The 25720-nt window shown below is 55.9% G+C and carries 18 protein-coding genes; 7 read left to right on the forward strand and 11 right to left on the reverse strand.

Annotation, left to right across the window (positions count from 1 at the left end; genetic code table 11):
* Window positions 1-42 precede the first annotated feature (42 nt).
* The 3 genes from OSC10802_RS0102175 to miaA all read right to left on the reverse strand — a co-directional run bounded on the left by OSC10802_RS0102175 (window position 43) and on the right by miaA (window position 6074).
* A complete protein-coding gene (locus OSC10802_RS0102175; protein ID WP_017715148.1) occupies window positions 43-4338 on the reverse strand; it encodes a response regulator in 4296 nt (1431 codons plus the stop codon).
* A 315-nt stretch (window positions 4339-4653) separates the two neighbouring features.
* Entirely contained in the window at window positions 4654-4935 is a 282-nt protein-coding gene (locus tag OSC10802_RS48615) for a hypothetical protein (protein ID WP_155967319.1), read from the reverse strand.
* 182 nt (window positions 4936-5117) lie between these two features.
* On the reverse strand, window positions 5118-6074 hold the full coding sequence (gene miaA, locus OSC10802_RS0102185) for a tRNA (adenosine(37)-N6)-dimethylallyltransferase MiaA (RefSeq protein ID WP_017715150.1): 957 nt from the start codon (window positions 6072-6074) through the stop codon (window positions 5118-5120).
* Between the two features lie 127 nt (window positions 6075-6201).
* Here miaA and gyrB point away from each other — a divergent pair, with 127 nt between their 5' ends.
* The 4 genes from gyrB (at window position 6202) to OSC10802_RS47315 (ending at window position 14338) form a co-directional block, all read left to right on the forward strand.
* Window positions 6202-9444 (forward strand): DNA topoisomerase (ATP-hydrolyzing) subunit B, encoded by a 3243-nt coding sequence (gene gyrB / locus OSC10802_RS0102190; RefSeq protein ID WP_017715151.1) that lies wholly within the window; start codon window positions 6202-6204, stop codon window positions 9442-9444.
* A 261-nt stretch (window positions 9445-9705) separates the two neighbouring features.
* Window positions 9706-10422 carry a biliverdin-producing heme oxygenase gene (locus OSC10802_RS0102195; protein ID WP_017715152.1) on the forward strand — a complete coding sequence of 239 codons (717 nt, stop codon included), beginning with the start codon at window positions 9706-9708 and terminating at the stop codon, window positions 10420-10422.
* Between the two features lie 905 nt (window positions 10423-11327).
* The gene (locus OSC10802_RS0102205) at window positions 11328-11684 is read left to right on the forward strand and encodes a two-partner secretion domain-containing protein (RefSeq protein WP_017715154.1); all 357 of its coding nucleotides are present in this window, start codon (window positions 11328-11330) and stop codon (window positions 11682-11684) included.
* A gap of 5 nt (window positions 11685-11689) precedes the next feature.
* The gene (locus OSC10802_RS47315; protein WP_017715155.1) at window positions 11690-14338 is read left to right on the forward strand and encodes a two-partner secretion domain-containing protein; all 2649 of its coding nucleotides are present in this window, start codon (window positions 11690-11692) and stop codon (window positions 14336-14338) included.
* Window positions 14339-14398: 60 nt separating this feature from the next.
* On the opposite strand, the gene OSC10802_RS48620 is transcribed toward OSC10802_RS47315, so the two are convergent.
* A complete protein-coding gene (locus tag OSC10802_RS48620) occupies window positions 14399-15244 on the reverse strand; it encodes a methyl-accepting chemotaxis protein (protein WP_017715156.1) in 846 nt (281 codons plus the stop codon).
* Window positions 15245-15246: 2 nt separating this feature from the next.
* On the opposite strand from OSC10802_RS48620, the gene OSC10802_RS0102220 reads away from it, so the two are divergent.
* The 3 genes from OSC10802_RS0102220 (at window position 15247) to OSC10802_RS0102230 (ending at window position 18664) form a co-directional block, all read left to right on the forward strand.
* Window positions 15247-15636 (forward strand): hypothetical protein, encoded by a 390-nt coding sequence (locus OSC10802_RS0102220; protein ID WP_026098095.1) that lies wholly within the window; start codon window positions 15247-15249, stop codon window positions 15634-15636.
* A 171-nt stretch (window positions 15637-15807) separates the two neighbouring features.
* Window positions 15808-16734 (forward strand): DUF928 domain-containing protein, encoded by a 927-nt coding sequence (locus OSC10802_RS45325; protein WP_052334288.1) that lies wholly within the window; start codon window positions 15808-15810, stop codon window positions 16732-16734.
* A gap of 25 nt (window positions 16735-16759) precedes the next feature.
* Window positions 16760-18664 (forward strand): CHASE2 domain-containing protein, encoded by a 1905-nt coding sequence (locus tag OSC10802_RS0102230; RefSeq protein ID WP_017715158.1) that lies wholly within the window; start codon window positions 16760-16762, stop codon window positions 18662-18664.
* A gap of 97 nt (window positions 18665-18761) precedes the next feature.
* Here OSC10802_RS0102230 and OSC10802_RS0102235 read toward each other — a convergent pair whose 3' ends face one another.
* The 7 genes from OSC10802_RS0102235 to mfd form a co-directional block, all read right to left on the reverse strand.
* The gene (locus OSC10802_RS0102235; protein ID WP_017715159.1) at window positions 18762-19010 is read right to left on the reverse strand and encodes a hypothetical protein; all 249 of its coding nucleotides are present in this window, start codon (window positions 19008-19010) and stop codon (window positions 18762-18764) included.
* Between the two features lie 31 nt (window positions 19011-19041).
* Window positions 19042-19332 (reverse strand): cupin domain-containing protein, encoded by a 291-nt coding sequence (locus OSC10802_RS0102240; protein ID WP_017715160.1) that lies wholly within the window; start codon window positions 19330-19332, stop codon window positions 19042-19044.
* Between the two features lie 103 nt (window positions 19333-19435).
* The gene (locus OSC10802_RS0102245) at window positions 19436-20077 is read right to left on the reverse strand and encodes an S-layer homology domain-containing protein (RefSeq protein ID WP_017715161.1); all 642 of its coding nucleotides are present in this window, start codon (window positions 20075-20077) and stop codon (window positions 19436-19438) included.
* Between the two features lie 93 nt (window positions 20078-20170).
* Window positions 20171-20335, reverse strand: a complete 165-nt coding sequence (locus tag OSC10802_RS48625) for a hypothetical protein (protein WP_155967321.1) — start codon at window positions 20333-20335, stop codon at window positions 20171-20173.
* 142 nt (window positions 20336-20477) lie between these two features.
* Window positions 20478-20669: a hypothetical protein gene (locus OSC10802_RS48630; protein ID WP_155967323.1), complete on the reverse strand. Its 192-nt coding sequence runs from the start codon at window positions 20667-20669 to the stop codon at window positions 20478-20480.
* Window positions 20670-20748: 79 nt separating this feature from the next.
* A complete protein-coding gene (locus OSC10802_RS55385) occupies window positions 20749-21102 on the reverse strand; it encodes a Mo-dependent nitrogenase C-terminal domain-containing protein (protein ID WP_017715163.1) in 354 nt (117 codons plus the stop codon).
* A gap of 1025 nt (window positions 21103-22127) precedes the next feature.
* On the reverse strand, window positions 22128-25592 hold the full coding sequence (gene mfd, locus OSC10802_RS0102265; protein ID WP_017715164.1) for a transcription-repair coupling factor: 3465 nt from the start codon (window positions 25590-25592) through the stop codon (window positions 22128-22130).
* Between the last annotated feature and the right edge of the window lie 128 nt (window positions 25593-25720).

Below are 25720 nucleotides of genomic sequence, written 5' to 3' on the forward strand. Positions count from 1 at the left end.
CCCCATCGCCCACTGCCCCAATGCCCCGATTGCCCAAACCCCTCACCCCTCACACAGCTGGCGCTCAATTTCCAAAGCCGCCCTTACCCGCTCAAACTCCCCCTCAATCTGGGAAACCAGCGCCGGCGCTTCTGCAGTGGTGCCGGCACGCCCCATAGCTTCCAGCTGCTTGCACAGCTCAAACATCCCAGAAGCGCCCAGAGTGCCGCTAGTTGACTTCATCGAGTGCGCCGCCGAGCGCAGCGCCACAGCATCCTCACTGCTGACAGCCGCATTAATAGATTGCAGCAGGTGGGGAAAATTTTCCAAATAGAGATCGATCACCTCAGCGAGCGCGTCTATTTCACGCAAAGATTGCAGCATTTTGGCGTCAAGCACCGGCAGCTCTGCCGGTTCTGCCGGTCCTGACTCCGCCTCGCCTCCTGCCGGCAAGCTAGACTTTTCTGCCACAGCCGGTGGGCCCAATGCGCCGGCACTGCCATTCTCCAGGTAAACCGCCCCGTCGCGGGAAACCGAATCTGAACCTCTCGCAACCGGCTTGCACTCGCCTAGAGCTCGAACCAGCTCATCCACCCGTATGGGTTTGCTGATGTAGTCATCCATCCCCGCCCTGATGCACTCTTCGCGATCGCCCTGCATAGCATTTGCCGTCATCGCTACAATCCTAGGACGCTTGTCCGCCGGCCACTCCTGGCAAATCTGGCTCGCCGCTGCCAAGCCATCCATTTCTGGCATCTGCACGTCCATTAGAACCACATCATAGGGCTGCCTATGCAAAGCGTCAAGCACCTCCAACCCATTACCCGCCACATCCGCTCGATACCCCATGCGCTGCAAAGTCAGCAGAGCCACCTTTTGGTTAACCGGATGGTCTTCCGCTAGCAGAATCCGCAGGGGCAACAGTTCCCCCATAGTCCCATCCAGCTTCCCCATCTGGAGCGACGGGTATCTTTCCTGACGCTGCCCGCCAAATATGTCAACCAGCACATTGTAGAAGTGGGACTGCTTCACCGGCTTGCTGAGCACCCCCGCCAACTCCCCACCGGCAGCCGTCTCCCGAGCTTCTTGGGTGCCAATCGAAGTCAGCATCACCACCGGCAGCCGCCCACCCGAGGGCAAAGCGTGAATTTTCCCCGCCAGAGCCACACCATCCCAGTCCGGCAGGTGCCTGTCCACAATTGCCAAATCAAACCCCTCCCCAGCTTCCAGCCACTTTAACGCTTCCTTACCATATTTTGCCACTTTTGTCAACATCCCCCAAGACTGGGCTTGCAGAGTCAAAACCTGGCCGGTGGCACCCCTGTCACCCACAATCAGCAGGCGCTTGCCGGCGAGCATGGGGTGAGAGCCGGCTCGATCGATCGGGGATGAATGATTAACCGCAAAAGCCAGCACCGTAAAGTAAAAAGTAGAGCCAGGGGAGTGTGAGTTTTGAATTGGAGATGTTAGATTATTAAACTCATCCGGAGATGCAGCAGTTGCGGTTCCCTCAACCGCCTCGCCCAATCCGAAATCTAACATCGAAAATCTAAACTCCTGAGGAGGATTGCCACCCAGCCGGTCCCGGCTTTCCACCCACATCCGCCCCCCCATCATTTCGCTCAAGCGCTGGCTAATCGCCAAACCCAGCCCCGTGCCCCCATACTGGCGAGTGGTAGAAGAATCAATCTGGCTGAACGACTTGAACAGGCGGTCCATGCGCTCAGAAGGAATCCCAATGCCGGTATCTCTGACCGCGAATTGGATTTCCCAAACAGGGCGTGGGGTGTTGAGCGCGGGGTCAAGATTTCCTGCCCCACTTTCCATCAAACCACCCCCAGTCCGAGTCCCCTCTCCGAGCTGGCGTGCCGTCACCGACACCACCACCTCACCCTCCAGCGTGAATTTCACCGCATTGCTGAGCAAATTCACCAAGATTTGGCGCAACCTGGTGACATCGCCCACAATCTCAGCCGGGGTTTGCCGGTCAATCAAGTAAGCAATTTCCAGACCTTTTTCCGCCGCCTTAGAAGCGACCAGATCCAGAGATTCCTCAACGCAAGAGCGCAGGTTGAACGGTTGCTCCTCCAGATCCAGCTTGCCCGACTCAATTTTAGAGAAGTCCAGGATATCATTAATAATAGCCAGCAGGGCGTCCCCGCTGCTGCGCACCGTTTCTACAAAGTCTCGCTGCTGCTGCGTCAAGCCGGTGTCCAGCAGCAAGCCGGTCATGCCAATCACCGCATTCATCGGCGTCCTGATCTCGTGGCTCATGGTGGCCAGGAACTCACTTTTCGCCCGCGTCGCTTCCAGCGCCCCGTCGCGGGCGCTCGCCAAAGCTTCCGCATCTTGCTGGCGCTCCAGCTCCCGCCCAATCCACTGAGCCATCAGCTTTAACAGCTCGTTGTCCACCGCTCGGAAAGGCCGGTGGAGCGGAGTCGGGCTCCAAAAGCTGAGGGTGCCGTAAACTTTATCGCTGGCGACCACCGGCGTGCCAATATAAGCCTGTTGGGGAAACGGCGATCCTGCAGGAAGGCGGGGGCAGCTCGACACCATCAGCGACTCAAAATAAAGAGGCTCCCTGCGCCGCACCGTCTCCCGGCAGTACATTTGGCGCAAGTCAAACACCTCCCCTTTTTTAATCGCGTGGTGTGGGGATTGAGCGGCTATCACCTGATAGGAATCGCCCTCGATGCGAGACAAAATACCGTATTTCAAACCGAAGCGGCGGCGTCCCATTGCCAGAAGACCTTGGAGGCGCTTTTCAAAACTGAGTTTGCCGGCGGAAGTAATTTTATACAGCCCCCGAATTGAAGCCTCACTGTCTCGCAGTTCGTTCTCGGCAAGGACGCGGTGGGTGATGTCGCGGGAAACCGTTACCACTTCTTGGACTTTCTTTGAAATCGGGTCGCGGACAGTGCGGCTGGTGGTTTCAAACCAAATGTACTCGCCATCTTTGCGGCGGATGCGATAGCTGATGGTGTAAGTTGCCGGCGCGTCGATCAGGGCGGCGCGGGTTTTTTTCAGCTCTGCCAAATCTTGCGGGTGGAACAGCTTGCAGCAGAAACATCCGGTAAGTTCTTCTGGCTCATATCCCAGCAGCGCCCGACAGGCCGGCGAGACGTACAGAAAAATCCCATCCGGGCTCTGTCGGGCAATCATATCCGTAGAGTTCTCCGCCATCAGCCGGTAGCGCTGTTCGCTAGCTTGGCGCTCTTGCTGGGATTTTTCCAGAGCTTCCAGCATAGCGTTAATCGTGTCCGCCAGACTGGAGAGTTCATCCTTGCCGGCGAGCGACACCCGCAGCGAGAGATCCAGGCGGTCGGCAATGCTGCCCACACTGGCACTCAGGCGAGTTAGCCTGGAGAGCACCAATTTTTCCACCAGCAGCAGGGTGATAGCGCTAAACGCCAGACCCACAGACAGCAGTGACAGGGTAAAATAGCGCAGGCTGGCTTTACCTTGCTGGTAGATAACCCTCGGCAAGTCCACTCGCAACAGCAGCGCCGGCAAGCCGTAGATATCTCTCAGCAGTGCGTAGCCGGCGATTCGCTCCTCCCCACCGGCTGAGTTGGGCTCCCTGAGTAAAGGCTGGATGACAGTACCCCCAGCAGACAGCCCTGGATTGGGGTGAGAGAGCCGGTGCTGCGACTGGGGAGGCGCGACAGGTTGCCCGGCAGCGCCAAAGGCATCCAGCACCGCTTGCAGTTTGGGGCTTTGCGGGCCGGCTCCCAGGGGGTAGAGGGAGACAGACAAATCGGTCAATTGCTTCAAGCGCTCAATTTCGTCAGCGTCCAGATAGCGCCCCACAATCATCGTCCCCCGAATCGGGCCGGTGCCCTGACTGGTGAGTACGGGCCGCGAGACAGCCAGCATCGGGCCTTCAGGCAGTAGAATAATTCCCGATACGCTACTCTCTGGGTTGGCGTGAGCCACCAGAGGGCTGCCAGATCCCAGGTATTGCTGCAAGCGGTCGGGAATGGCGGTTTCGGTTCGCTGCGCCCAATCGAAGCTTTTACTGAAGACTGTCTGACCGGCATTGTCAATCAGCAGCACCAGGTTAAGTCTCAATTGAGCGAAGGTGGCGTCGCCGAAATTTGACTTAATATAGTCAGACCCCGCGCTGTCGAGCGAAGCGTAGGAGTTGAGCCACTTGGCTTGCTCTTGAGCGATAGTGTCCAAATTGGAGAGGTCATCCCTGAGGGAGTCGAGGGCGCGTGCCATATCCTTGCGGACACTCTGCTCCTCTAATTTTCGGAAGTCCCTCAGCAAGATACTCGAGGCTGTGGCGGACACAACCACATTTAGGGTGACGAGCGCTGCGCCAACGATAAACAGTGTCTTGTTACGAAGTTTCATGGAGTCGCTCCTTCCTGGTGCGCTTCAGACACTGGCTGTAACATTTCTATTCTCCGATTGCGCCCGGGAATGGGACGCCCGGAGACTGAGATGGGATGTTCCCAGAGCGCGAGGTGCTGAAAAGGGCCAATAGTGCATCTTGTCTGAGAATGGGGATGAGGGGGGATTTCGTTTCCAGCGCCACACCGCAAGGGAGAAGTGGTAGATGTCGCACCCTCAGCTCAGCAAACCCCCGGTGGCGGTGTCTTGTGGTGCGAAAAGCAGATTTCTCGTGTTTTCGCCCCCACTTCACCCGCCTTGGAGGTGTTTTTCTGATCATTCCCCTGCTGCCGGCGCTTTCCCTGTGCCTGTCCGATTCCAATATAGCTCCCACAGCTGGCAAGTCGCGAAACGTCCCCTCCCGACTGCCGGCACTCGCTGCGGCGTCCAGCCGTTCGAGCGTTCCTCACCCCCTGCTGGGGCACTCCGAGGGCCCGAGCCTGCCGGTGGCGGGCCGGCTGTGACGATTAGACACTGCAATCGCAGAAACCAGTTTTCTGTGGGGGTTCGCAACGCTCTTCTCGCCTTATTTTCCAAATCCCCACAGTTGATTCCCATTTATTAACAAAACCCCAAACAGGGGTGTGTGAAACAAACCATTCCTTCGCTTTACATAGGGAGGAATAAAGTGTAAAATCCTCTCTCTTTCTTTTCTTGGCGATCTTGGCGTCTTGGCGGTTTCTTTAAAAAATAATTTCCCCAGAGCAAAACCGAACCGCTATAAACCAAACGAACCGGGTTTATTCCCGCTTCTCAAAAAGACAGCACCGGCTCTCTAGAAATTCCCGCACGCGCTGCCACACCCGCTCCAACAAATCCGGCATTTCGGCATCAAACCACTCAATGTCAGGATAGGCTCTAAACCAAGTGCGCTGCCGTTTTGCAAACTGGCGGGTGTGCAGAACGGTGAGCTTTTTCGCTTCATCGAGGGAAACCTCACCGGCAAGATATTGGCGCATCTCCCGATATCCGAGGGTGTCCAGCAAAGGCAAAGAAGACCCGTATTTCTGGCAGAGATATCCCACCTCACCTAGCCAGCCGGCATCCAGCATTTCCGAGGTGCGCCGCGCAATCCGCTTGTCGAGAACCGCCGGCGAACAATCCAAGCCAATCTGCAAAATCGGATAGTGCGGTGGGTGCTCTCCCTGCTGCTGCGAAATCGGACGCCCGGTAGCGTAGAATACTTCTAATGCCCGCAATGTGCGCACAGAGTCATTCGGGTGAATCTTGCCACCGGCATCTGGATCGACCTGTTGCAGCATAGCGTAACATTGAGATTGGCCCAAGGAGGCCAGTTGCGCTCGCAACACCGGCTGCGGTGCCACCCGGGGGATCTTCATGCCCCGCACCACTGCTTTAATATATAAGCCGGTGCCCCCGACTAACAGGGGGGGCTTGGGAGTGCCAGATTGATGGCACTGGGCCACCGCGACTTGGGCCAGCTGCTGGTAATCCGCAACCGTTAGGGTGTCCGCAGGATGGCAGATATCAATTAAATAGTGGGGGGCGCGCTGCCGGTCAGCGGCAGAGGGCTTAGCGGTGCCAATGTCAAACTCGCAGTACACTTGCCGGGAGTCAGCGCTGAGGATAGCCGTGGCCAAGCGCTCCGCGATGGCCAGCGCCAATCCCGACTTGCCGGTGGCCGTGGCCCCGCAAATCGCAATCAGTGCCGGTGAGTGAGAGGTGGCTGGGTGCATCCCCTATAAAAAATTTACTGGAGAAAGGTTTATTTTCGCCTGCAACCCTTTTGTGCTATACTCGGATTGTGATTTTTCATTGAGAAGTCCTCAAGGCTTCAAATCCAGCTATAGGAGCTATTTTGGTATGACGGGCAGTTATAGCGCCGATCAGATTCAGGTTTTAGAAGGGTTGGAAGCGGTCCGCAAACGACCGGGGATGTACATTGGCACAACAGGCCCGCGAGGACTGCACCATCTAGTGTACGAGGTCGTGGACAACTCGATCGACGAGGCGCTGGCGGGCTACTGCACCCACATCGAAGTCGAGCTGAATGCGGACGGTTCAGTGAGCGTCACCGACGACGGGCGGGGGATTCCCACAGACACCCACTCGAAAACCGGCAAATCGGCACTGGAAACCGTGATGACCGTCCTGCATGCCGGCGGGAAATTTGGCGGTGGCGGCTACAAAGTGTCCGGGGGGCTGCACGGAGTGGGGATTTCAGTGGTCAACGCCCTGTCGGAGTGGGTGGAAGTCACCGTCTGGCGGGACAAGAAAGTCCACAGCCAGCGCTACGAGCGGGGCGTGCCGGTCAGCGAGCTAAAATCCAAGTCTAGCAAAGAAAACCGCACCGGCACCTCGGTCAGCTTCCAACCGGACGCCCAGATATTCACCACCGGCACAGAATTTGACTACACCACCCTGGCCGGTCGCCTGCGGGAGCTGGCTTACCTGAATGCCGGTGTGAAAATTACCTTCACCGACAGCCGGCTCGAACTGCTCAAAAGCAGCGAACCGCGAGTCGAAACCTACTGCTATCAAGGCGGCATCCGCGAGTACATCGCCTACATGAACGCCGACAAGCAGCCCCTGCACGAAGAAATCATCTACATCCAGGGAGAGCGCAACAGCATACAGATAGAAGTGGCGCTGCAGTGGTGCGTTGACGCCTATACGGATAACTTGCTCGGCTTTGCCAACAACATCCGCACCATCGACGGCGGCACCCACATGGAAGGGCTGAAAGCCGTGCTGACGCGCACCCTGAACGCCACCGCCCGCAAGCGCAACAAACTCAAAGACAACGAAGCCAACCTGGCCGGTGAAAACATCCGGGAAGGCTTGACCGGCGTGATTTCCGTAAAAGTGCCAGACCCGGAATTTGAAGGGCAAACCAAAACCAAACTCGGCAACACCGAAGTGCGGGGAATTGTGGACTCCCTCGTGGGCGAAGCGCTCAGCGAGTATCTGGAATTCCGGCCCAACATAGCGGACGCCATTTTGGAAAAAGCCATCCAGGCATTCAAAGCCGCAGAAGCCGCGCGTCACGCCCGGGAATTAGTGCGGCGCAAATCCGTGCTGGAATCCTCACCTTTGCCCGGTAAATTAGCAGATTGCAGCTCAAGAGATCCGGCTGAATCCGAGATTTATATCGTGGAAGGCGATAGCGCATCCGGCTGTTTCTCCGGAGACACACTTGTTGCTTTGGCTGACGGGCGCTCGCTCAGCTTTAAAGAAATTGTAGCTGAACAAGCGCAGGGCAAAGAGCATTTTTGTTACACCATTCGCCAGGACGGAAACATTGGTATAGAGCGCATCATCCATCCCCGGATGACTAAGGCCAGTGCTGAAGTCATCAAGGTGACATTAGATAGCGGCTCAACGCTTGTCTGCACGCCCGATCACCTTTTCATGTTGCGGGATGGCAGTTATAAGCCAGCGGGATTGCTAACCCCTGATGATTCGCTGATGCCGCTGTACCGGAAGCTGTCTGACAAGAGCGAACCGGGGATAACCATTGACGGTTACGAGATGGTTTGGAACCCGCGTTCAGATTCTTGGCTGTTCACCCACCTTGTAGCGGACTGGTACAACCGCTGGCAAGGTGTTTATACACTCGCAGACGGCGACCACTGCCACCATATTGATTTCAACAAACTCAATAACAGCCCTGCGAATCTTCGGCGGTTGCCTGCTGACGAGCATTTGGCGCTGCATCGCGCCCATGCTGGACAAACCTTGCACCGGCCAGAGGTGATTGATAAATGCCGCCAACTTCGCCGCCGCTCAGAATTTCGCGCCATGATGAGCGAACGGATGCGGCAACCACAGACGCGGCAGCTTCTCTCGGAAAACTCTAAAGCGCTTTGGAAAGATGACGCCTTCAAAGCCTACATGGCTAGCAAGTGGCGCGAATTTTATGACAGCAATGAAAACTATCGCCTGTCCAATCGCGAACAGTTGAACCGAGCGCAGCAAGAATATTGGAGTGACGCCGCGAACTGTCAAGCGCAGGCTGAGCGTGTTCGCAATCATTTTTCCAATCATCCTGAAGCGCGGGAGACGCTTTCGCACCGCGCCAAAGAGCAATGGCAAAATGAGAATTTGTTAGAGTGGCGGCGAGAAAAGACTCAAGAACAGTGGACGCCGGAATTCCGCGCCAAGCGCTCTGCGGCGCTGCACCAAACCTACTATCGCAAAACTCTTGCCGCTCTCAAGCAAATTGAAGTTGAGCTAGGCACACTAGACCTGGATGCCTATCGGGCCTACCGCATCACAACAAAAGACAAGTCCATCTTGCGCTTTGATACCTTTTGCCGGCGGTACTTTGAAGGGGACGAATCGCGAGCCCGTGAAGCCGTTGGCAACTACAACCACCGCGTTGTGTCTGTCGAACGCCTGGAGGAACGGATCGATGTTTACGATATAGAAGTTCCAAATACCCATAACTTTGCGCTGGCCAGTGGCGTGTTCGTCCATAACAGCGCCAAGCAAGGACGAGATCGCCGCTTCCAAGCCATCCTGCCCCTGCGCGGTAAAATCCTGAACATCGAGAAAACCGATGACGCCAAAATCTACAAAAACACAGAAATTCAAGCGCTGATTACAGCACTGGGTTTAGGCGTTAAAGGTGAAGAGTTCGACTCCTCTCAATTGCGATATCACCGCATAGTGATCATGACTGACGCTGATGTTGATGGGGCCCACATCCGCACGCTGCTGCTGACGTTCTTCTACCGCTACCAGCGCTCGCTCGTAGATCAGGGCTACATCTATATTGCCTGCCCTCCCCTCTATAAAGTCGAGCGGGGGCGCAGCCATCACTACTGCTACAGCGATCGCGAACTGCAAGAGTATATCAGCCAGCTGCCGGCGAATGCCAACTACACTATCCAGCGGTTCAAAGGTTTGGGGGAAATGATGCCAACTCAGCTGTGGGAAACCACCATGAACCCGGAAACCCGCACCTTCAAGCGGGTGGAAATTGAGGATGCGGCTGAAGCCGACCGGATCTTTACCATCCTGATGGGCGACCGGGTTGGCCCTCGCCGCGAGTTCATCGAAACCTACGGGCCCAAACTCAACCTCACCGACTTGGATATCTAGCGTTCCCGACAGAGAAACCCGGTTTCTTCCAGAAACCGGGTTTCTGACTTTATGCGGGAGGATGAGCAATGCCCCATGCCCGGTGCCCCATGCCCTGCGCCCTGCGCCCTGCGCCCCACCCCTAGCCGTGCTGGCCGGCTGCTTAAGAATTCTTAACATAATTTCTCATCAAATAGCCTTAATCTAAAACTCTTGGGTGGATTTTTGGGCTCTGGCCGCCTTAACACTCCAGCCGTCGATTTTAGTGTTGAGAAATTTAGCATGACCTCCAATCTAGCGACCAAATTGCGTGAGGGCACCAAAAAGTCCCACACGATGGCAGAAAATGTCGGTTTTATCAAGTGCTTCTTAAAAGGCGTCGTCGAGAAGACCTCTTACCGCAAGCTGGTGGCCAACCTTTATTTCGTGTACTCCGCGATGGAAGAAGAGATGGAGCGTCACCGCGATCACCCCATCCTCTCGAAAGTGTACTTCCCGCAGCTGAACCGCAAGAGCAGCTTGGAGCAAGACTTGCAGTTCTACTTCGGTGCGAGCTGGCGCGATCACGTGGCTCCCTCACCGGCAGGTCAAGCTTATGTGCAGCGGATTCGGGACATCTCCAACACCGCGCCGGAACTGCTGGTGGCTCACTGCTACACCCGCTACCTGGGCGACCTGTCCGGTGGCCAAATTCTCAAGAAAATTGCCCAGCAGGCGATGAACTTGACCGATGGAGAGGGCACAGCCTTCTACGAATTCCAGGACATCCCCGACGAGAAAGTGTTCAAAGCCACCTACCGGCAGGCGATGGACGACTTGCCGGTGGATGAGGCCAAAGCTGACGAAATTGTAGATGAGGCCAATGCTGCCTTTGGCATGAACATGAAGATGTTCAACGAATTGGAAGGCAACTTAATCCTAGCGATTGGCCAGATGCTGTTTAACACCCTGACTCGCCGGCGCACGCGCGGCAGCACGGAATTGGCCACAGCAGATTAATCCGTGAAACAGCCTTTGGGACAGCCTTGACGGCGGTCCTGGAAGGTGTGTGACAGTGGACAGCTCAGTAATGGACAGGGGGCAGGCGAGACGCCTGCCCTACGCCTAGACTTCGTAGGAATTGCGTTTCCTCCGACGAGCGTGTCCCTTACTGAGCTGTCTATTGCTATAAGCAATTTGGCTAGTGATCTAAAATCTAAAATGGCTCGGCCTTCTACCTGACGAGCGGTGAAATAAAATCATAATTCCTACTATCTCTGATTCAGGAAAAATATTGGGTGTCCGCGCCGCACTCATCAACGAAATAGCAGAAGCAACTAGAGGGTTGCGAATCTCCACTCTGACGAGCCACTGACGCACGGAGCGCAGTATAAGAAAGAACAGTAGACGCATAAGTTCACCAGCCGGTGAGTGTCCGAACGGTTAATAGTGTTAACGGTTCATATTTATAACGATACAAAAAGCTAAAAAAAATTGTGTAAAGATCCAAATAAAATTTCCGCACTTATCATGAAGTTTCGATAAATTAAATTTTCCCGTCAGGCAGCCGCTTTCAGTATTTTTGCTGGCGGCTTTGTGCTATCCTGAGATTGTTACCGGAAGATGCGTAAAATTTTGGCTGGCAGACGGGCGAGCGCAAAATTACATCTGTAAAAACACGATACACGCCGGCGTGGGGCAATCATAGAAACGCGACATTCGGCGTTCGCACCTACTCCCGGATTCAAAAGTGGGAGGCTCCCGGAAGCGAGAACGACTGTCTTTTAGGAAGTACAAATGCTCAGGATGACTCAAAAAAGGCAAAAAACGCTCTCCCCAACCCGCAAGGCATTCCCTGGGGAAGCCTGGGAGCGTGGCGGAGCGGGCTTTCGGCAAAAAAAGATTTAACTTTAGCCGGTTTAGCCTTGACGTCCGCACTGTTATGTGGTAATAGCGCGGCAGCCCAGATTGCGCCCGATGCCACCTTGGGCGCAGAAAGTTCCGCTGTCAAACCGATTGACGGGCAAATAGACCGCATTGATGGGGGGGCGATTTGGGGCGCGAACCTGTTCCACAGCTTTCGGGAATTCAACATTGGGGAAGGGCGGGGAGTCTATTTCAGCAATCCCGCACAGATACAGAATATTCTGACTCGCGTCACCGGCAGCAACCCCTCCAATATATTCGGCACCCTGGGCGTGTTGGGCAATGGCAACCTATTTTTGATCCAAAATCCGGGCATCCAAAATCCTAAATTGATATTAGGCAGTCTTCCGCGTTAGCAACCATGCAAAAAAAATCTTTAATACTCACCGGCTTGACCTTGACATTTGCCGGAATTTGTGATACAATAACATTCGCCCAAATTGCGCCCGATGCCACCTTAGGCGGAGAACGCTCCACCGTCACCCCCATCACCGAACTGCGCGACCGTATCGATGGCGGGGCGATACGGGGAGCGAACCTGTTCCACAGCTTTCAGGAATTCAACATAGGAGCTGGGCGAGCCGTCTATTTCAGCAATCCCTCACAGATACAGAACATTCTGACTCGCGTCACCGGCAGCAACCCCTCCAACATTTTCGGCACCCTGGGAGTCAGCGGCAGTGCCAACCTATTTTTTATCAACCCCAACGGCATAATTTTCGGGCGGGAGGCTCAGCTGGACTTGCGGGGGTCATTGATCGCCAGTGCGGCGAGGAGTGTCAAATTTGCCGGCGGTGCCGACTTCAGCGCCACCAACCCCCAATCCCCACCGTTGCTCGCCGTCAGCGTGCCGGTTGGCTTGCAATTCGGACCGAATCCGGGAAACATTCGAGTGCTCGGACCAGGTTTGAGCCTGCCGGCGGGAGAGGATCTGTCAACACCTGAACAGCAAAAGCAATTTCAGCAAAACTTTTTAGAAAGTCCCACCGGCTTGCGTGCCGCGCAAGGGAAAACCCTATCCCTAACCGGCGGCGATATTTCCCTCCAAGGCGGTTTCCTGAAAGCACCGGCAGGGCGGATTGAACTGGGCAGCGTTCGCGGGGAGGGTTTGGTGAGCCTGACGCCAGCAGATAAAGGATTCGCTCTCGGTTATGCTGGCGTGCCGAACTTTGGGGACATCCAGCTTGCCGGTGCGGCTGGAGTCAGTGCCAGTGGGGAAGGGGGCGGAGATATCCAGGTGCGAGCCCGGCGCTTGACGCTCAGAGATGGCTCCCTGATGGTTGCTGACACCTTCGGATCAAAGCCCGGAGGCACCTTAGCCGTAACAGCTTCCGAGTTGGTGGAACTTTTCGGCAGCTCACCCGACCGGCACTTTTTCAGCGGATCTGGCGCTTCGACTTACAGCACAGGAAATGCCGGCACCGTGACGGTTCAAACCGGGCGGCTGACTGTCCGAGATGGGGCATTCCTCGCTGCTCTCAGTTACAGCTCGGGCAATGCCGGAACGGTGCGCGTTACAGCTTCTAACTCCGTGGAAGTGACCGGCACCTCACCCGACGAGCAACTCTTCAGCGTTTTGGGGGCTGGCACCTTCGGTACAGGAAATGCCGGCAGCCTCAGCATTCAAACCGGGCGGCTGACTGTCCGGGATGGGGCACGGATAGGTGCTGCCACTAACAGCGGCGGCAATGCGGGAACTGTGAGTGTTACCGCTGTTGAGTCAGTAGAAGTGAGCGGCACCTCCGCCAGTGGGAAGAATCCCAGCAGTTTGGGGGCAGGCACCTTCAGCACAGGAAATGCTGGCAGCCTGACGGTTCAGACAAGGCAGCTGACGGTTCGGGATGGGGGGCTAGTGACGGCTATAACCCTTAGCGCCGGCGATGCCGGTTCTGTGAGTGTTACCGCCTCCGAGTTTGTAGAAGTGAGCGGCACCTCACCCGAGAGTAACCCCAGCGCTCTGGGCGCTGGGACTCTCAGTACAGGAAATGCCGGCAACCTGACAGTTCAAACCGGACGGGTGACTGTCCGGGGTGGGGCATTGATGGGATCTGGCACTCTCAGCTTGGGCAATGGGGGAATTGTGGAAGTGCGCGCCTCCGACTCCGTGGAAGTGACCGGCACCTCAGCCGACGGGCGCTCTCCGAGTCTGCTGACGGCTGGAACTGCCGCTACAGAAAATGCCGGCAGTGCTGGAGATGTCACAATTACCACTCCTGTGCTGGCGGTGCGGGATGGGGCTGAAGTCAGCGTCAGGGGCTTGGGCTCAGGAACTCCAGGCAACCTCAAAGTTACAGCCGGCGACCTCCGCCTCGATCTCCGGGGAACTCTCACCGCTGCCTCCGAAACAGGTAAAGGCGGAAATATAACCCTGGACGCGCAGAACATACAGCTGCGGCGCGCCAGTGAAATCTCCGCCGCCGGCAGCAAAACCGGCAATATCACTTTCGACGGCAATATCGCCATTAACGCCCGGACCCTCGTCCTGCTGGAAGGCAGCCGCCTGGTCACCAGCGCATCCGATCCTAGAGGCGGCAGCAATATCACCATAAAACCCCTGGGTGAGTCAGATGTAGCCATCTTCCAGTCCCCAGACAGCACCATCAACGCCGTTGGGCAACTGAAAGTAGAGGGGTATGCCAGCTTCACTCCGGCTGACGTTCCCGCAGTCCAATTCACCGATGCCACCGGCTTGATTGACCGCCGGTGCTCCGCTGAAACGCTCCAGGGGAGCCGGTTCACCGTCACCGGCAAAGGCGGATTGCCACCCGCCCCCACCGCCCTGCTCGGCGGTGGCACCGTTTTGGTCGAGTGGGGCGCACCGCAGGAACCCGAGGAACACAACCGCTGGCGATTGCAAACAGAAATCCCCAAATCCCCAAATCCCGGCGCTTCCCTCGTCGAAGCGCAAGGGTGGGCTGTCAGCCCCACCGGCGAGGTGACTCTCACCGCCGAACCAGGAGCCGGCACCCCCGGCGCGCCGGTGCTCCCCCCTGCTGCTGGCTGCCGGTAAACTTCAGCAATTTTTCACAAGTCTTCATAATGTATAGCCGTATGCACTTAGGTTAGAACATTAGACCTTCAGGGGGGGCGGGACGCCTGCCCTACGTCTATATAGCAGTAAGCATTTAGGAAACGTACATTCCGGCCTCCCTTGCTCCTCCGCTCCCGAAGCTTCTATGGTTCTAATCAATATGACTGCTGCTATACCGCGCTCGTGAGGAGCGCCAAGAAGGAAGAAAAAAAGACGAGCGGCACCCTGTGCGACGGAGCCGGCAGTCAGTACGACTGAGCCGGCAGTCAGTACGACTGAGCCGGCAATCTGTACGACGGAGCCGGCAGTCAGTACGACGGAGCCGGCACTGTGTGCGACGGAGCCGGCAATCTGTGCGACTGAGCCGGCAATCTGTGCGACTGAGCCGGCAATCTGTGCGACGGAGCCGGCAATCTGTACGACTGAGCCGGCAATCTGTACGACGGAGCCGGCAATCTGTACGACGGAGCCGGCAATCTGTGCGACGGTGCCGGCAATCTGTGCGACGGTGCCGGCACTGTGTGCGACGGTGCCGGCAATCTGTGCGACGGTGCCGGCAATCTGTGCGACGGTGCCGGCAATCTGTGCGACGGTGCCGGCAATCTGTGCGACGGTGCCGGCACTGTGTGCGACGGAGCCGGCAGTCAGTACGGTTGAGCCGGCAGTCAGTACGGTTGAGCCGGCAGTCAGTACGGTTGAGCCGGCAGTCAGTACGACTGAGCCGGCAGTCAGTACGAGGGAAGCCTTCCGATTTTGTATGGCGCGAGGGGGCTTTTCGCAACTGCCGGCTGTCTTGGGGCAAATCAAACAAATCTCCGCGCTGGTGTCCGGAAAGACACTCTTGAAGCTGGACTGGTGCCAGCTGCAGCTTGCATTCGCCTTCATCAGTGCAGCTTCCTTTCCCGCCACCCACCAGGCAGCAGGCGCTCAGTGAGAGTGCCAATGCAGATCGGACGTTTATTCTCACCTGGGATGATAGAATCAAAGTCAAGTCGTTTGAAAGCTTGGTGCGATCCAGTGACCAAAATCAGCCCGCAAACTTGGAATTAATGGCTCTGAGCACTTGCCAGAAAGCAGCCGGTGACAGCCCTTGCGGCTTTGGGACTGGCGCGCGTGGCGGTGCGTTCTGGCGCGCGCAGCACAGTTGCAACGCTGCGGCGGCAGTCAGCGACGCCGCCACCGGCTCCCAGATGGCTCAGTTTTGCCGCGAACTCGCCCAACCCGGAGTGAGCAAAGCCGAGGCTCTCCCACCTGACTCTGTGAAAGGGAAGATATAAGAATCCTATTTCTGGGCACCCTTAATAGGGGTGGGGAATTGGCTGCAGGGTGCGGCACTTTCAAAAACCGGGGTGATTTTGGCCAGATAAAAAATGGTTTTTTTCAGGGAAAGAAACCCGGTTTCTTAACGTGAGGCTGGGTTGCTCATTTCACCAGGAGGCAAATCTATCATGGCAGGGATGAAGTTCGCCCAAAACAGGGGGGTATTATATATTAGCATCTGTGCGGATATGGCGCTAGTTTTCGGGTTGGCAGCACCGGCACTCTCACAGTCCGAGATCAGCAGCCAGCCAGTTGCAGTGTCTGGAAATAAAGAAATCCACCGGCAGCCTGTGACAGGGAAAATCGACAGGAGCCAAGAAATAGCGAACGCCAGCTTTAATAAACTCTCGGATTCTTATGCTTCTGACTCTCTGCCGAAAGTGGGGCGGGCGGTTGAGAGCATCACTCCCCACCCCCCGAAAATAAGCGCGAGCTTCGAGCCGCCCCCACAGGAAGGAGCCCCTACAGGAACAGCAGGAGGGGCAACGCGAGGGGGATGCGAAAAGGACGCACAAGAAAAATCTGTTTTAACCGCTTTGGTTCCGGCGAGAGTGAAAATTGTTATGACAGTAGCAGAACGTCCGACGCTGCTGTTTTATATTCCTGAGACTTATGCAAGTAAGGTGGGGTTTAGCCTGCAAGACGAAAAGGAGAGTGAGATTTACCAAACGGAGATGGAAATTTCTGGACAGCCAGGGATTGTTAGCGTCAGCATTCCCCCTAGCGCCCCGGCTTTAGAGATAGGAAAAAATTATACTTGGCAGTTTTCACTTATTTGTGATAGCGCAGATTATAGTGGGAACTTGGTGTTAAATGGCTTCCTGCAGCGAACCGAAATTAGCTCAACCTTGGCAAAAGCAGAAGCGTTAACAAGCCCGCTGGAACGCGCCGCCTTTTACGAAAAAAATGGCCTTTGGCTGGAAGCGGTGGCAAATCTGGCTGAAGCTCGCCGCCAGGAGCCTGACAGCAGGAAAGTCGCAGAGCAGTGGGCAGAATTGCTGAAGTCAGCCGGTTTGGAAACTGTGGCGGAAACGCCTTTACTTGAGGCAAAATAGCCGCAGATATCCAGTAAGCTGATATATGCGGGCAAAACTCAGACAGGGAATTTGGGAGTGGCGCGGGATTTTAATTGCGGCTCCGGCTGCGGCGGGATTGACGATCGCCCTGCGCTTGGCTGGATTGCTGCAGTTACTGGAGTGGGCGGCTCTGGATCAATTTTTTCGGCTGCGCCCTCCTGAACCGGCTGACGCGCGGATTGTGATTGTCGCCATTGACGAGCCCGATATCACAAAGGCAGGGCAGTGGCCAATTCCGGATGCTGTCCTGGCTCAATTGCTCGAAAAATTGAAACAGCAGCAGCCCCGGGCGATTGGTTTAGATGTTTATCGAGATTTGCCGGTGCCGCCCGGACATCAGGAATTAGTTAAAGTTTTTCAATCCTCACCTAATATAATTGGAATTGAGAAAGTTGTTGGGGATATTTACGGAGCTGCTGTTAGCCCGCCCCCGGAACTTTTGCGCCGCAATCAAGTCAGCGCCGCCGATCTGGTGCTGGATGCGGATGGCAAAGTTCGCCGGGGTTTGCTGTCTGTGAGGGCTAAGAATGGCAAAACTGTATTGGGTTTGGGGGCGCAGCTGGCTTTGATGTATCTGGAGGCGGAAGGCATTAAGCCGGCGCAGACGCCGGATAAGTCTGTGAAGTTGGGAAAGGCGGTATTTGTGCGGTTTAAAGGGGAGGATGGCGGCTATGTCCGCGCTGATGCCGGCGGCTACCAGCTCTTGCTAAATTTTAGGGGGCGGCGAAAGAGTTTCCCCACGGTTTCGATGACGGATGTGTTAGAAAATCGAATCCCGCCTGATTTGATGCGCGATCGCATTGTTTTGATTGGCTCAACCGCACCGAGTCTCAACGATCTGTTTTTAACTCCCTACAGCAGCAGTCTGCTGGCTGTGCCGGTGCGAATGCCTGGGGTGGAAATTCACGCCCATATCGCCAGCCAGATTTTGAGTGCGGCGCTCGACAGCCGCCCCCTGTTAAATGTCTGGGATGAGCCTGCGGAGTGGCTGTGGATTTTTTTCTGGTCTTGTGCCGGTGCGACTTTGGGGTGGGTGTCAAAAGTCTCGCTCAGGACTGTTTATATTTTACTGCTGGCTTGTAGCAGTATGATTTCGGCAGCCTACTTTCTTTTCCTAAATGGCTGGTGGGTGCCGGTGGTTCCGCCGGCACTGGCGCTGGCGGGGGCTGCGATCGCTATCGTCAGTTACATTGCCCAGCAAGAACACCAAGACCGGCAAACTGTGATGAATCTTTTTGGCCGGCACGTCACCCCCAAAATTGCTGACCAAATTTGGCGCGAACGCAACCAGTTTCTGCAGCAAGGTAAGCTCGTGGGGCAAAAAATGACGGCCACGGTGCTGTTTACGGATTTGCAAGGCTTCAGCACTATCGCTGAAAACACCGACCCCGCCACCCTAATGTCCTTGCTTAATGAATACATGAGCGCAATGGCGGTTGCTGTTCTCGACTGCGATGGGGTGATTGACAAATTTATTGGAGATGCTATCATGGCTGTGTTTGGCGTTCCTATCCCCCGCATGACAGAAGAAGAAATTTCGGCGGATGCGATTGCAGCGGTGTGTTGCGCGGTGGCAATGGGGAAAAAACTGCGCTCGCTCAACGATCAGTGGCGGCTGCAGGGACGTCCGAAACTGACAATGCGGGTGGGAATTGCCACCGGCACTGTCGTCGCCGGCAGCTTGGGCTGCACCCAAAGGGTGGACTACACAATCATCGGAGATACGGTGAATATCGCCTCTCGCCTAGAAAGTTATGATAAGTCTCTTGAGGGCGGCATTTGCCGGATTTTAATCAGTGAGGGAACTTGCCAGTATCTCGGAGGCAAATTCCCCAGAAAATTTATCGGCAGCCTCCAGCTCAAAGGCCGCGAAAATCCAGAAAACGTTTACCTGGTTCCGCTGGATTGATTTTGCTCTGACGCCGCTGCGATCTTGATCTAACCCAAAATCCTCGCATCCATGCCTCCAAAATTGCTATAGAAACCGAATTTATCCGGTCTACCCCTCAAGTAGAGACGGAATTTATCGCCTCTCGAACACTTAGAGTAATCCCCAAATCCCCAAATCCCGGCTCTTCCCCTGTAGAGGCCCAAGGGTGGGTTATTGGCCCCACCGGCGAGGTGACTCTCACCGCCGAACCCCCCACCGGCACCCCCGGCGCGCCGGTGTTCGCCCCACCCGGGTGCAATTGATAATTTTGTAGGGTGAGATAGAAACCCGGTTTTTTTAAGAAACCGGGTTTCTGGTGCTTCATCAAACAAATGAGCCACTATACTCTGAACAGATTACTCCAGATAATAGTGCTTTCTCACAGGGCTGAGAACCTTCCAAGTGCAGGACATGCCGGCGGAAAACGTCACCAAATCCCCTTTGCGGATCTCCACCGGCTCCCCACCTTCCGGAGTCACAAGCACCTCTCCTTCCAGGAGATAGCAGATTTCCTGGCTGTCATAAGTCCAGGGAAATTCCGAGACTTCCTTTTCCCAAATTGGCCAGCTAGAGACGCGCAGTTCCTCAAGGGTTTTCCCTACCGGCTCCCGCTCTACTTTTATTTCCGCCGTTTGTGCAATTTCCACTGTCTGTTTCCTCCCGTGCGGGGTGCGCTCCCTCTCTCCCGGCACACCGCATGAAAGCCCAAAGCGGGGAGCGCACCCTAAATCTACTGTTTCAGGCTAGCATTTATTGAATTGGATTGGAAATGTCAGCCGGTTTTTGCTGCCGCTCCAAATACTTGCTCAAGGAGTAAACCATATCCTGCCGCCTCATCGGTTCTAAAGGATTAATCAGATTCTTGTTCGTCTCGACGTTCACAAACCCCTCAGACAGGGCTGTGGCCATAGGTTTTTGCGCCCAGTCCGGTATTTCATCTGAATCTCGATACTTGGCTAGAATTGAAGCAATAGTTTCCTCAGGCAATTGGAACACGCCATAAGCCTGAGCGAAGATAGCGAAAGCTTCTGCCCGAGTTATTTTTCGATCTGGGAAAAACAGACCATCCCTATAGCTGTTCATCACTCCTGTTTTGAGAACCACCTGAATGTCATTATAGGCCCAGTGAGAGTTACTGACATCAGAAACCAGAATAAGGCTCTGTTCTTGGGCCGTCTTTCGCTTATCGAGCTTAAAAGTTTTCACTAAAACAGCTGCCAGTTCTGCGCGAGTCAGGACTCTTTCTGGATGAAATTGTCCATCTGGAAAGTAGCTCATCAACCCAGCCCCAACAACCCGGTCGATGGAAGCAATAGGTTGTTGAGCTTGAACGGCAACAGGAAAGAAGTGCACAAAAGCGGTCAGACAAACAATGCTTGCAACCTGTCGCATGACTTTAAAAACTCCGACACCCTTCAACGAGATCGTGGCTTAGCGCCCAACACTAGCAAACCCCCGATGGGGGAGTTGACAGGCATTACCCATCTAAACTATAATAAAAATTGGATGGGGGACGCTAGGCTTTTTGCTTAAGCCTTCAATCACATACTGTAGCTGCTCACCGGCAGTTGCGCACCGCCCGCATGCGGGCGGTGGGAGTTGCTGCGTGCCGGCAAAACTGCAGTGCGGGCTGGCCGGCTGCTTGGCCATATCCGCGAGAGGGGGCGGGGTTGCGACAGCGATCTGGGGGGGGAACAGAGAATATTGATAAACCCGACCCTGCGGACAGTTTATTTTACTGCAGGGTGCGCCGGCCCACCACTGTCAGGGGTGAGGGGTGAGGGGTGAGGGGTTAGGATTGAGACGTGAGGGGTGAGGATTTAGGGGTGAGGGGTGAGGGGTGAGAGTTGAGGGGTGAGGGGTGAGGGGTGAGAGTTGAGAGTTGAGGGGTGAGAGTTGAGAGTTGAGGGTTGAGGGTTGAGAGTTGAGGGTTGAGGGTTGAGGGTTGAGTTTTTATAGGTTCCCCAATCCAAAATCCTTGCATCCAAAATCCTTACATCCAAAATCCTTGCATCCGAAATTGGTATAAAAGGTTTTAACGAGTTTGTATCAGCAGGCGGGAACTAGAGTTCCATTCCGCACTGATCGACTAAATAGCAGAGGGCGCGAAAACGCAGACCGACCAGCTGGTCATACAGCGGGTTGAGCTTGCACAGTGGTGGGATCTGGGCTATCTTCCGCCCGAAAAGCTTGATATCCCTGGCAAACGGACACTGATCTGGAATCGCCTTGTAGATAAACTTAGCCACGTTAGGATTGCGAATTTCAATGCGGTCAAGCTGCTGGCGCACTGGACGCAATGGGTCGATCTGGAACTTGGGAAATTGAGCGCCCCTAGTTTTTGCCTGAGTCCTGTCAGGAGTTTGCGCCTGACAGGGGAGAGTCTGACTTACACGATCTGCCAATATCACACTCATAAGTTCTCCTGCTTGATTGTGCGAGGGAGGGACTGGTTTCGAGCACCTCTATTTATAAGATACCCGAGCCAAGGGATTGTTCCTTCAGGGAACCGATAAAAATCCTAAATATCAGGATAAAGTTTAGCTGACTTCAGAAACCGGCCATGAGAAAAAGCACTCAGCCCTGATGCCGGTGTATAATCTGCGGTTTTTCTGAGTGTTAGCTTTTCTTATGAGACTCTGACGCCTGGGAAGCCGAATCACGAGCGCGAGGCACTCCGTGAAAACCTGTAAACAAAGCGTAAAGGAATCTCTGTCAAACTGAGTTTTCCCTGAGGGAGCCTGCAGGGTTGCTCTACATCTAATCTAAAAACTCCTGCAATCAAATGAGAAGTACCCTGAGAAGTATTTTCACTCCGGACACTCAGCACCTGAGGGTACGACCCCAGATTGATAGGGATTGAGACAGCTGAGTTGCACCGGCTCCTAGCTCGAACCAGCAATTTAAACTGTGAGCGATATCACCGCAGTGCCGTGTTCTGAATCGCCTAAAATCTGTATAAAACCTGTAAATGTTATTGATAAACCTCTATGGCACACTGTCAATTCTCAATACAAATTGATAGTTGGCTTTATTTTTGGCGAGGCCATCCTGGAGGCTCTGCCTTGAAAAGGTTCGTAGTTGGGCTTTAGCCCTACCGTCGGGTTCTGGCCCACACATTTTCATTGGTGGGGGTGTGAGCAGATCGTCGCGACTGCCTCCTTTGGGCAGACAGGCAGCATTATTAGCCGAACAGCTGACCATCCCGCCATTGTGGCCGGGCGGAAGTGCGGTAGGGGCAGTTCGTTTAATTACTTCTCATTAATCTTTCCGGTTTGCGACTGTTGCAGTGACGCATTTGGTAGTTATCCCACAACCAACCGCGCCGTTTTAAGAAAACTATTTAACCGCAACTTGTGAAATTTTACAGCACGGAGCCAGATGCTGAGAAACCCGGTTTCTTCCAGAAACCGGGTTTCTGATGCGTAAAATCCCAACCAACTCAGACGAGAGCCGGTTCTGGGAGAGCGCCGTGCATTTTGCCCAGCCAGTCGATCAGGCACTCCAGCTGCTTGTCAGCGCCGAGCACCCCCATTCCCCGGACAGTCACCTTCCCCGGAGTGCAGACAAACTTCTCGTGCAAGTGTTCGGGGAGCTTAGCTTTCAGCAAATTCCAAGCTGGCTCCTCCATAGGCGTCTCCAGAACAACGTGCTGCTTGCCCTCAGGCTTAATGCGAGAGAAGCCCAGCCTCCGGGCCAGCTGCTTCAATTCCACCAGGCGAAACAGGTGCTGTGCGGCTGCAGGAACGGGCCCATAGCGGTCGCGCCAGTCCGCCTCAATCTGGCTGAGCTCTTCGCGAGAGCCGGCAGACGCCACAGTGCGGTAAGCGCTCATCTTCTGATCCAAATCCAGGATATAGTCCGCTGGAATAAAAGCCGTAACGTGCAAATCGATCTGAGTCTCCTCCACCTGAGGGATTTCCTGCCCGCGAATCTCGCGAATCGCCTCTTCGAGCATTTCCATATACAGATCGAACCCAATAGCATCCATCTGGCCAGACTGCTCAGCGCCCAGCAGATTCCCCACCCCCCGGATTTCCATATCGCGCACTGCAAGCTGGTAGCCCGAACCGAGCTGAGTGAACTCCTGAATCGCGCGCAACCGGGCTTTTGCCGCATCAGTCAGCTGGCTCTGCCGGCGGTAAAAAATCCAGGCGTGAGCTTGAATGCCGGCACGCCCCACGCGCCCCCGCAGCTGGTAAAGCTGAGCCAGACCGAAGCGGTGGCCATCCTCAATCAAAATCGTATTCACCCTGGGGATATCCAGCCCCGACTCAATAATCGTCGTGCAAACCAGGATATCCGCCTCACCGGCACTGAACGCCAGCATCGTCGCTTCCAGCTCCGACTCATCCATCTGCCCGTGTCCCAGAGCAATCCGCGCCCCAGGGATCATCTCCCGCAGCTGACCGGCAATCTCCTCAATCCCCTCAATCCGAGGCACCACATAGAAAACCTGCCCCCCTCGGTCCAGTTCCTGGCGAATCGCACTGCGCACCGTTTCCGGGTCATAAGGCGACAGGTGCGTCTGAATCGGACGCCTGGACGCCGGCGGCGTCGCAATCACACTCATCTCCCGAATCCCCGACAGCGCCATATAAAGCGTGCGGGGAATCGGCGTGGCGCTGAGCGTCAGCACGTCCAGCTGAGTTTTCAGAGTCTTAATCTTCTCCTTCTGCGCCACCCCAAACCGCTGCTCCTCATCCACCACCAGCAGCCCCAAATCCCGGAACGCCACCCCCTTGCTCAAAATCGCCTGAGTTCCCACCACCACATCCAGCTCCCCTGTCACCAGCCGGCGCTGGAGGTCCCGGCGCTCCTCAGGAGTGCGGAAGCGGTTGAGCAGCCCAACCTGAATTGGGTAGGGAGCGAAGCGCTCCTTCAGCGTGTGGTAGTGCTGCTGCGTCAGGATCGTCGTCGGCGCGAGCAGCGCCACCTGCTTTCCTCCAGTCACCGCCTTAAAAATCGCCCGAATCGCCACCTCAGTTTTGCCAAACCCCACATCCCCGCAAACCAGCCGGTCCATCGGGCGCTCGCTCTCCATATCCCGCTTCACGTCCTGAGTCGCCTTCAGCTGGTCAGGCGTGGGCTGGTAAGGAAAAGAATCCTCCAATTCCTGCTGCCAGGGCGAATCAGGCGGGTAGGCCAACCCCTGCTGCTGGGCTCGCTTGGCGTAGAGCTTCAGCAAATCCACCGCCAGCTTCTTAACCGCCTTGCGCACCTTATTCTTAGTGGTTTCCCACGCCTTGCCGGTCAGCTTGTTGAGTTCCGGAGCCTTCCCCTCAGCCGTGCGGTAGCGCGACAGCACCCCGAGCGAGTCCGCCGCCACCCGCAGAGTGCCGTCCGCGTACTTCACCACCAAATAGTCTCGCGTTTCTTTATTGATGGTGAGACTTTCCAGCTTGACAAACTTGCCCACCCCGTGCTGCCGGTGAACCACATAATCTCCCGGACGCAGCTTGTTGGGATCTACCTGCTTCGACGCCGCCCGCCGGCGCTTGCGCACATAGCTGGGCGTCGCCAGGGCGTGCTGGCCAAAAAACTCCCGGTCAGTAACCACCGCCAGACGGAACGTCGGCAAAATAAACCCTTCCAGTTCCGCCAGCCCAGAATACTTCAGCGCCACCGGCGTGTGAGAGACAGCCAGCTTGTCAATCATCGGGAAATCCCGGGGATTCGGAACAAACTGCGCCGGACAGTCGTGCTCTTGCAGCAGGGACACCGAGCGCGAAGGCTGCGCCGAAACCAGGAACACAGAAAACCCCTTACTGGTCTCCCCGCGAACAATTTCCGCAATTTTGGCAAACTGGTGAGGCGTCACCGGCACGGGGCGGCTGGCCAAATTCAGCGAATTCGAGCCGGCACCCGCCGATTTGCTGCCAACCTCCTCCACCAGTTCCGACAGTTCCACCCTGAGGAAACCCGCCACCGCCGCCATCGAATCCGCAAAAGAGCGGTGGATTTTCGGCAGGGATGCCGGCGATCCAACCGCCAGCCAGTGCTGCTCCACCTCTTCAAACCACCGGTCCCCGTGAGCGCGGCACTGCTCCGGCTCGTCTACCGCCACCAGCGCGGCTTCCGGCAAATAATCCAGCAGGGAGGCCGGTTGCTCAAAAGCCAAACCCAGCAGCCGGCGCACACCCCTCTCTTCTTCCCCTTCCTCCTTGGCGTCTTTGGCGTCAATGCGGTTCATCCCCAAAGCCGCTATCACCACCGGCGCAAAATCCGTCGGCGTTAGCACAACCCGGTCTATTTTGTCAAGCGAGCGCTGCGTTGCCGGGTCAAATTCGCGCAAATCCTCCAGCTCGTCGCCAAACCAGTCCAAGCGCACCGGCAGTTCAGCCGCCACCGGAAACACATCAATAATGTCGCCGCGCCGGCTCCACTGACCTTCGGTTTCCACCTGAGGGGCGCGCTCGTAACCCAGCTGGGCCAGCTTCTCGCTGAAAGTCGCCAAGTCCCACAGCATCCCCCGGTTGAGGGTGAGGCAGTGGGGGCGGAAGGCGTCTGGGGGCGGCAGGTGGGGTTGCAGGGCGCGCTCTGTGGCCACAATGGCCATGTTTTTTTCCCCCTGCACCAAATCGGCGAGGACTTGCATTTGGCCCCAAGTGGTTTCGGATTCGGGGTCAAAGGGTTCGTAGGGCGACGCCTCAGAGGTGGGGTAAAAATGAACGGTTTCCCAGCCCATAGCTTCTAGCTGGGCTGCCCAGCGACCGGCTTCTTCCAGGGTGGCGGTGACGACCAGCAAATTGCGCCCCTCAAGCTGCGCCAGGGCAGAGGCGACCAAGCCTTTGGGGGGGCGGGGGATGCCGGAAAGCCGCAGACTGCGGTGCCGGTGCAGTTTGTTGAGCAGTTCGGCGGTGAGCTGGGAGCGCCCCAGGGCGCGGATGATGGAAGAGAGGGCCATGAGTTGTGCGAACGCTTAACTCGTTTTTGGGAAAGAGCACAGATGTGTGCGTATTTAGATTATTGTAAAAGATTGGTTACATTAAGAGCGCCTTCCCGGCGGTGGACTGCAGTGCCGGCAGAGTTTTC

The sequence above is a fragment of the Kamptonema formosum PCC 10802 genome, assembly GCF_000332335.1.
In the GTDB taxonomy this organism is placed as follows: Bacteria; Cyanobacteriota; Cyanobacteriia; order Cyanobacteriales; family Oscillatoriaceae; genus Oscillatoria.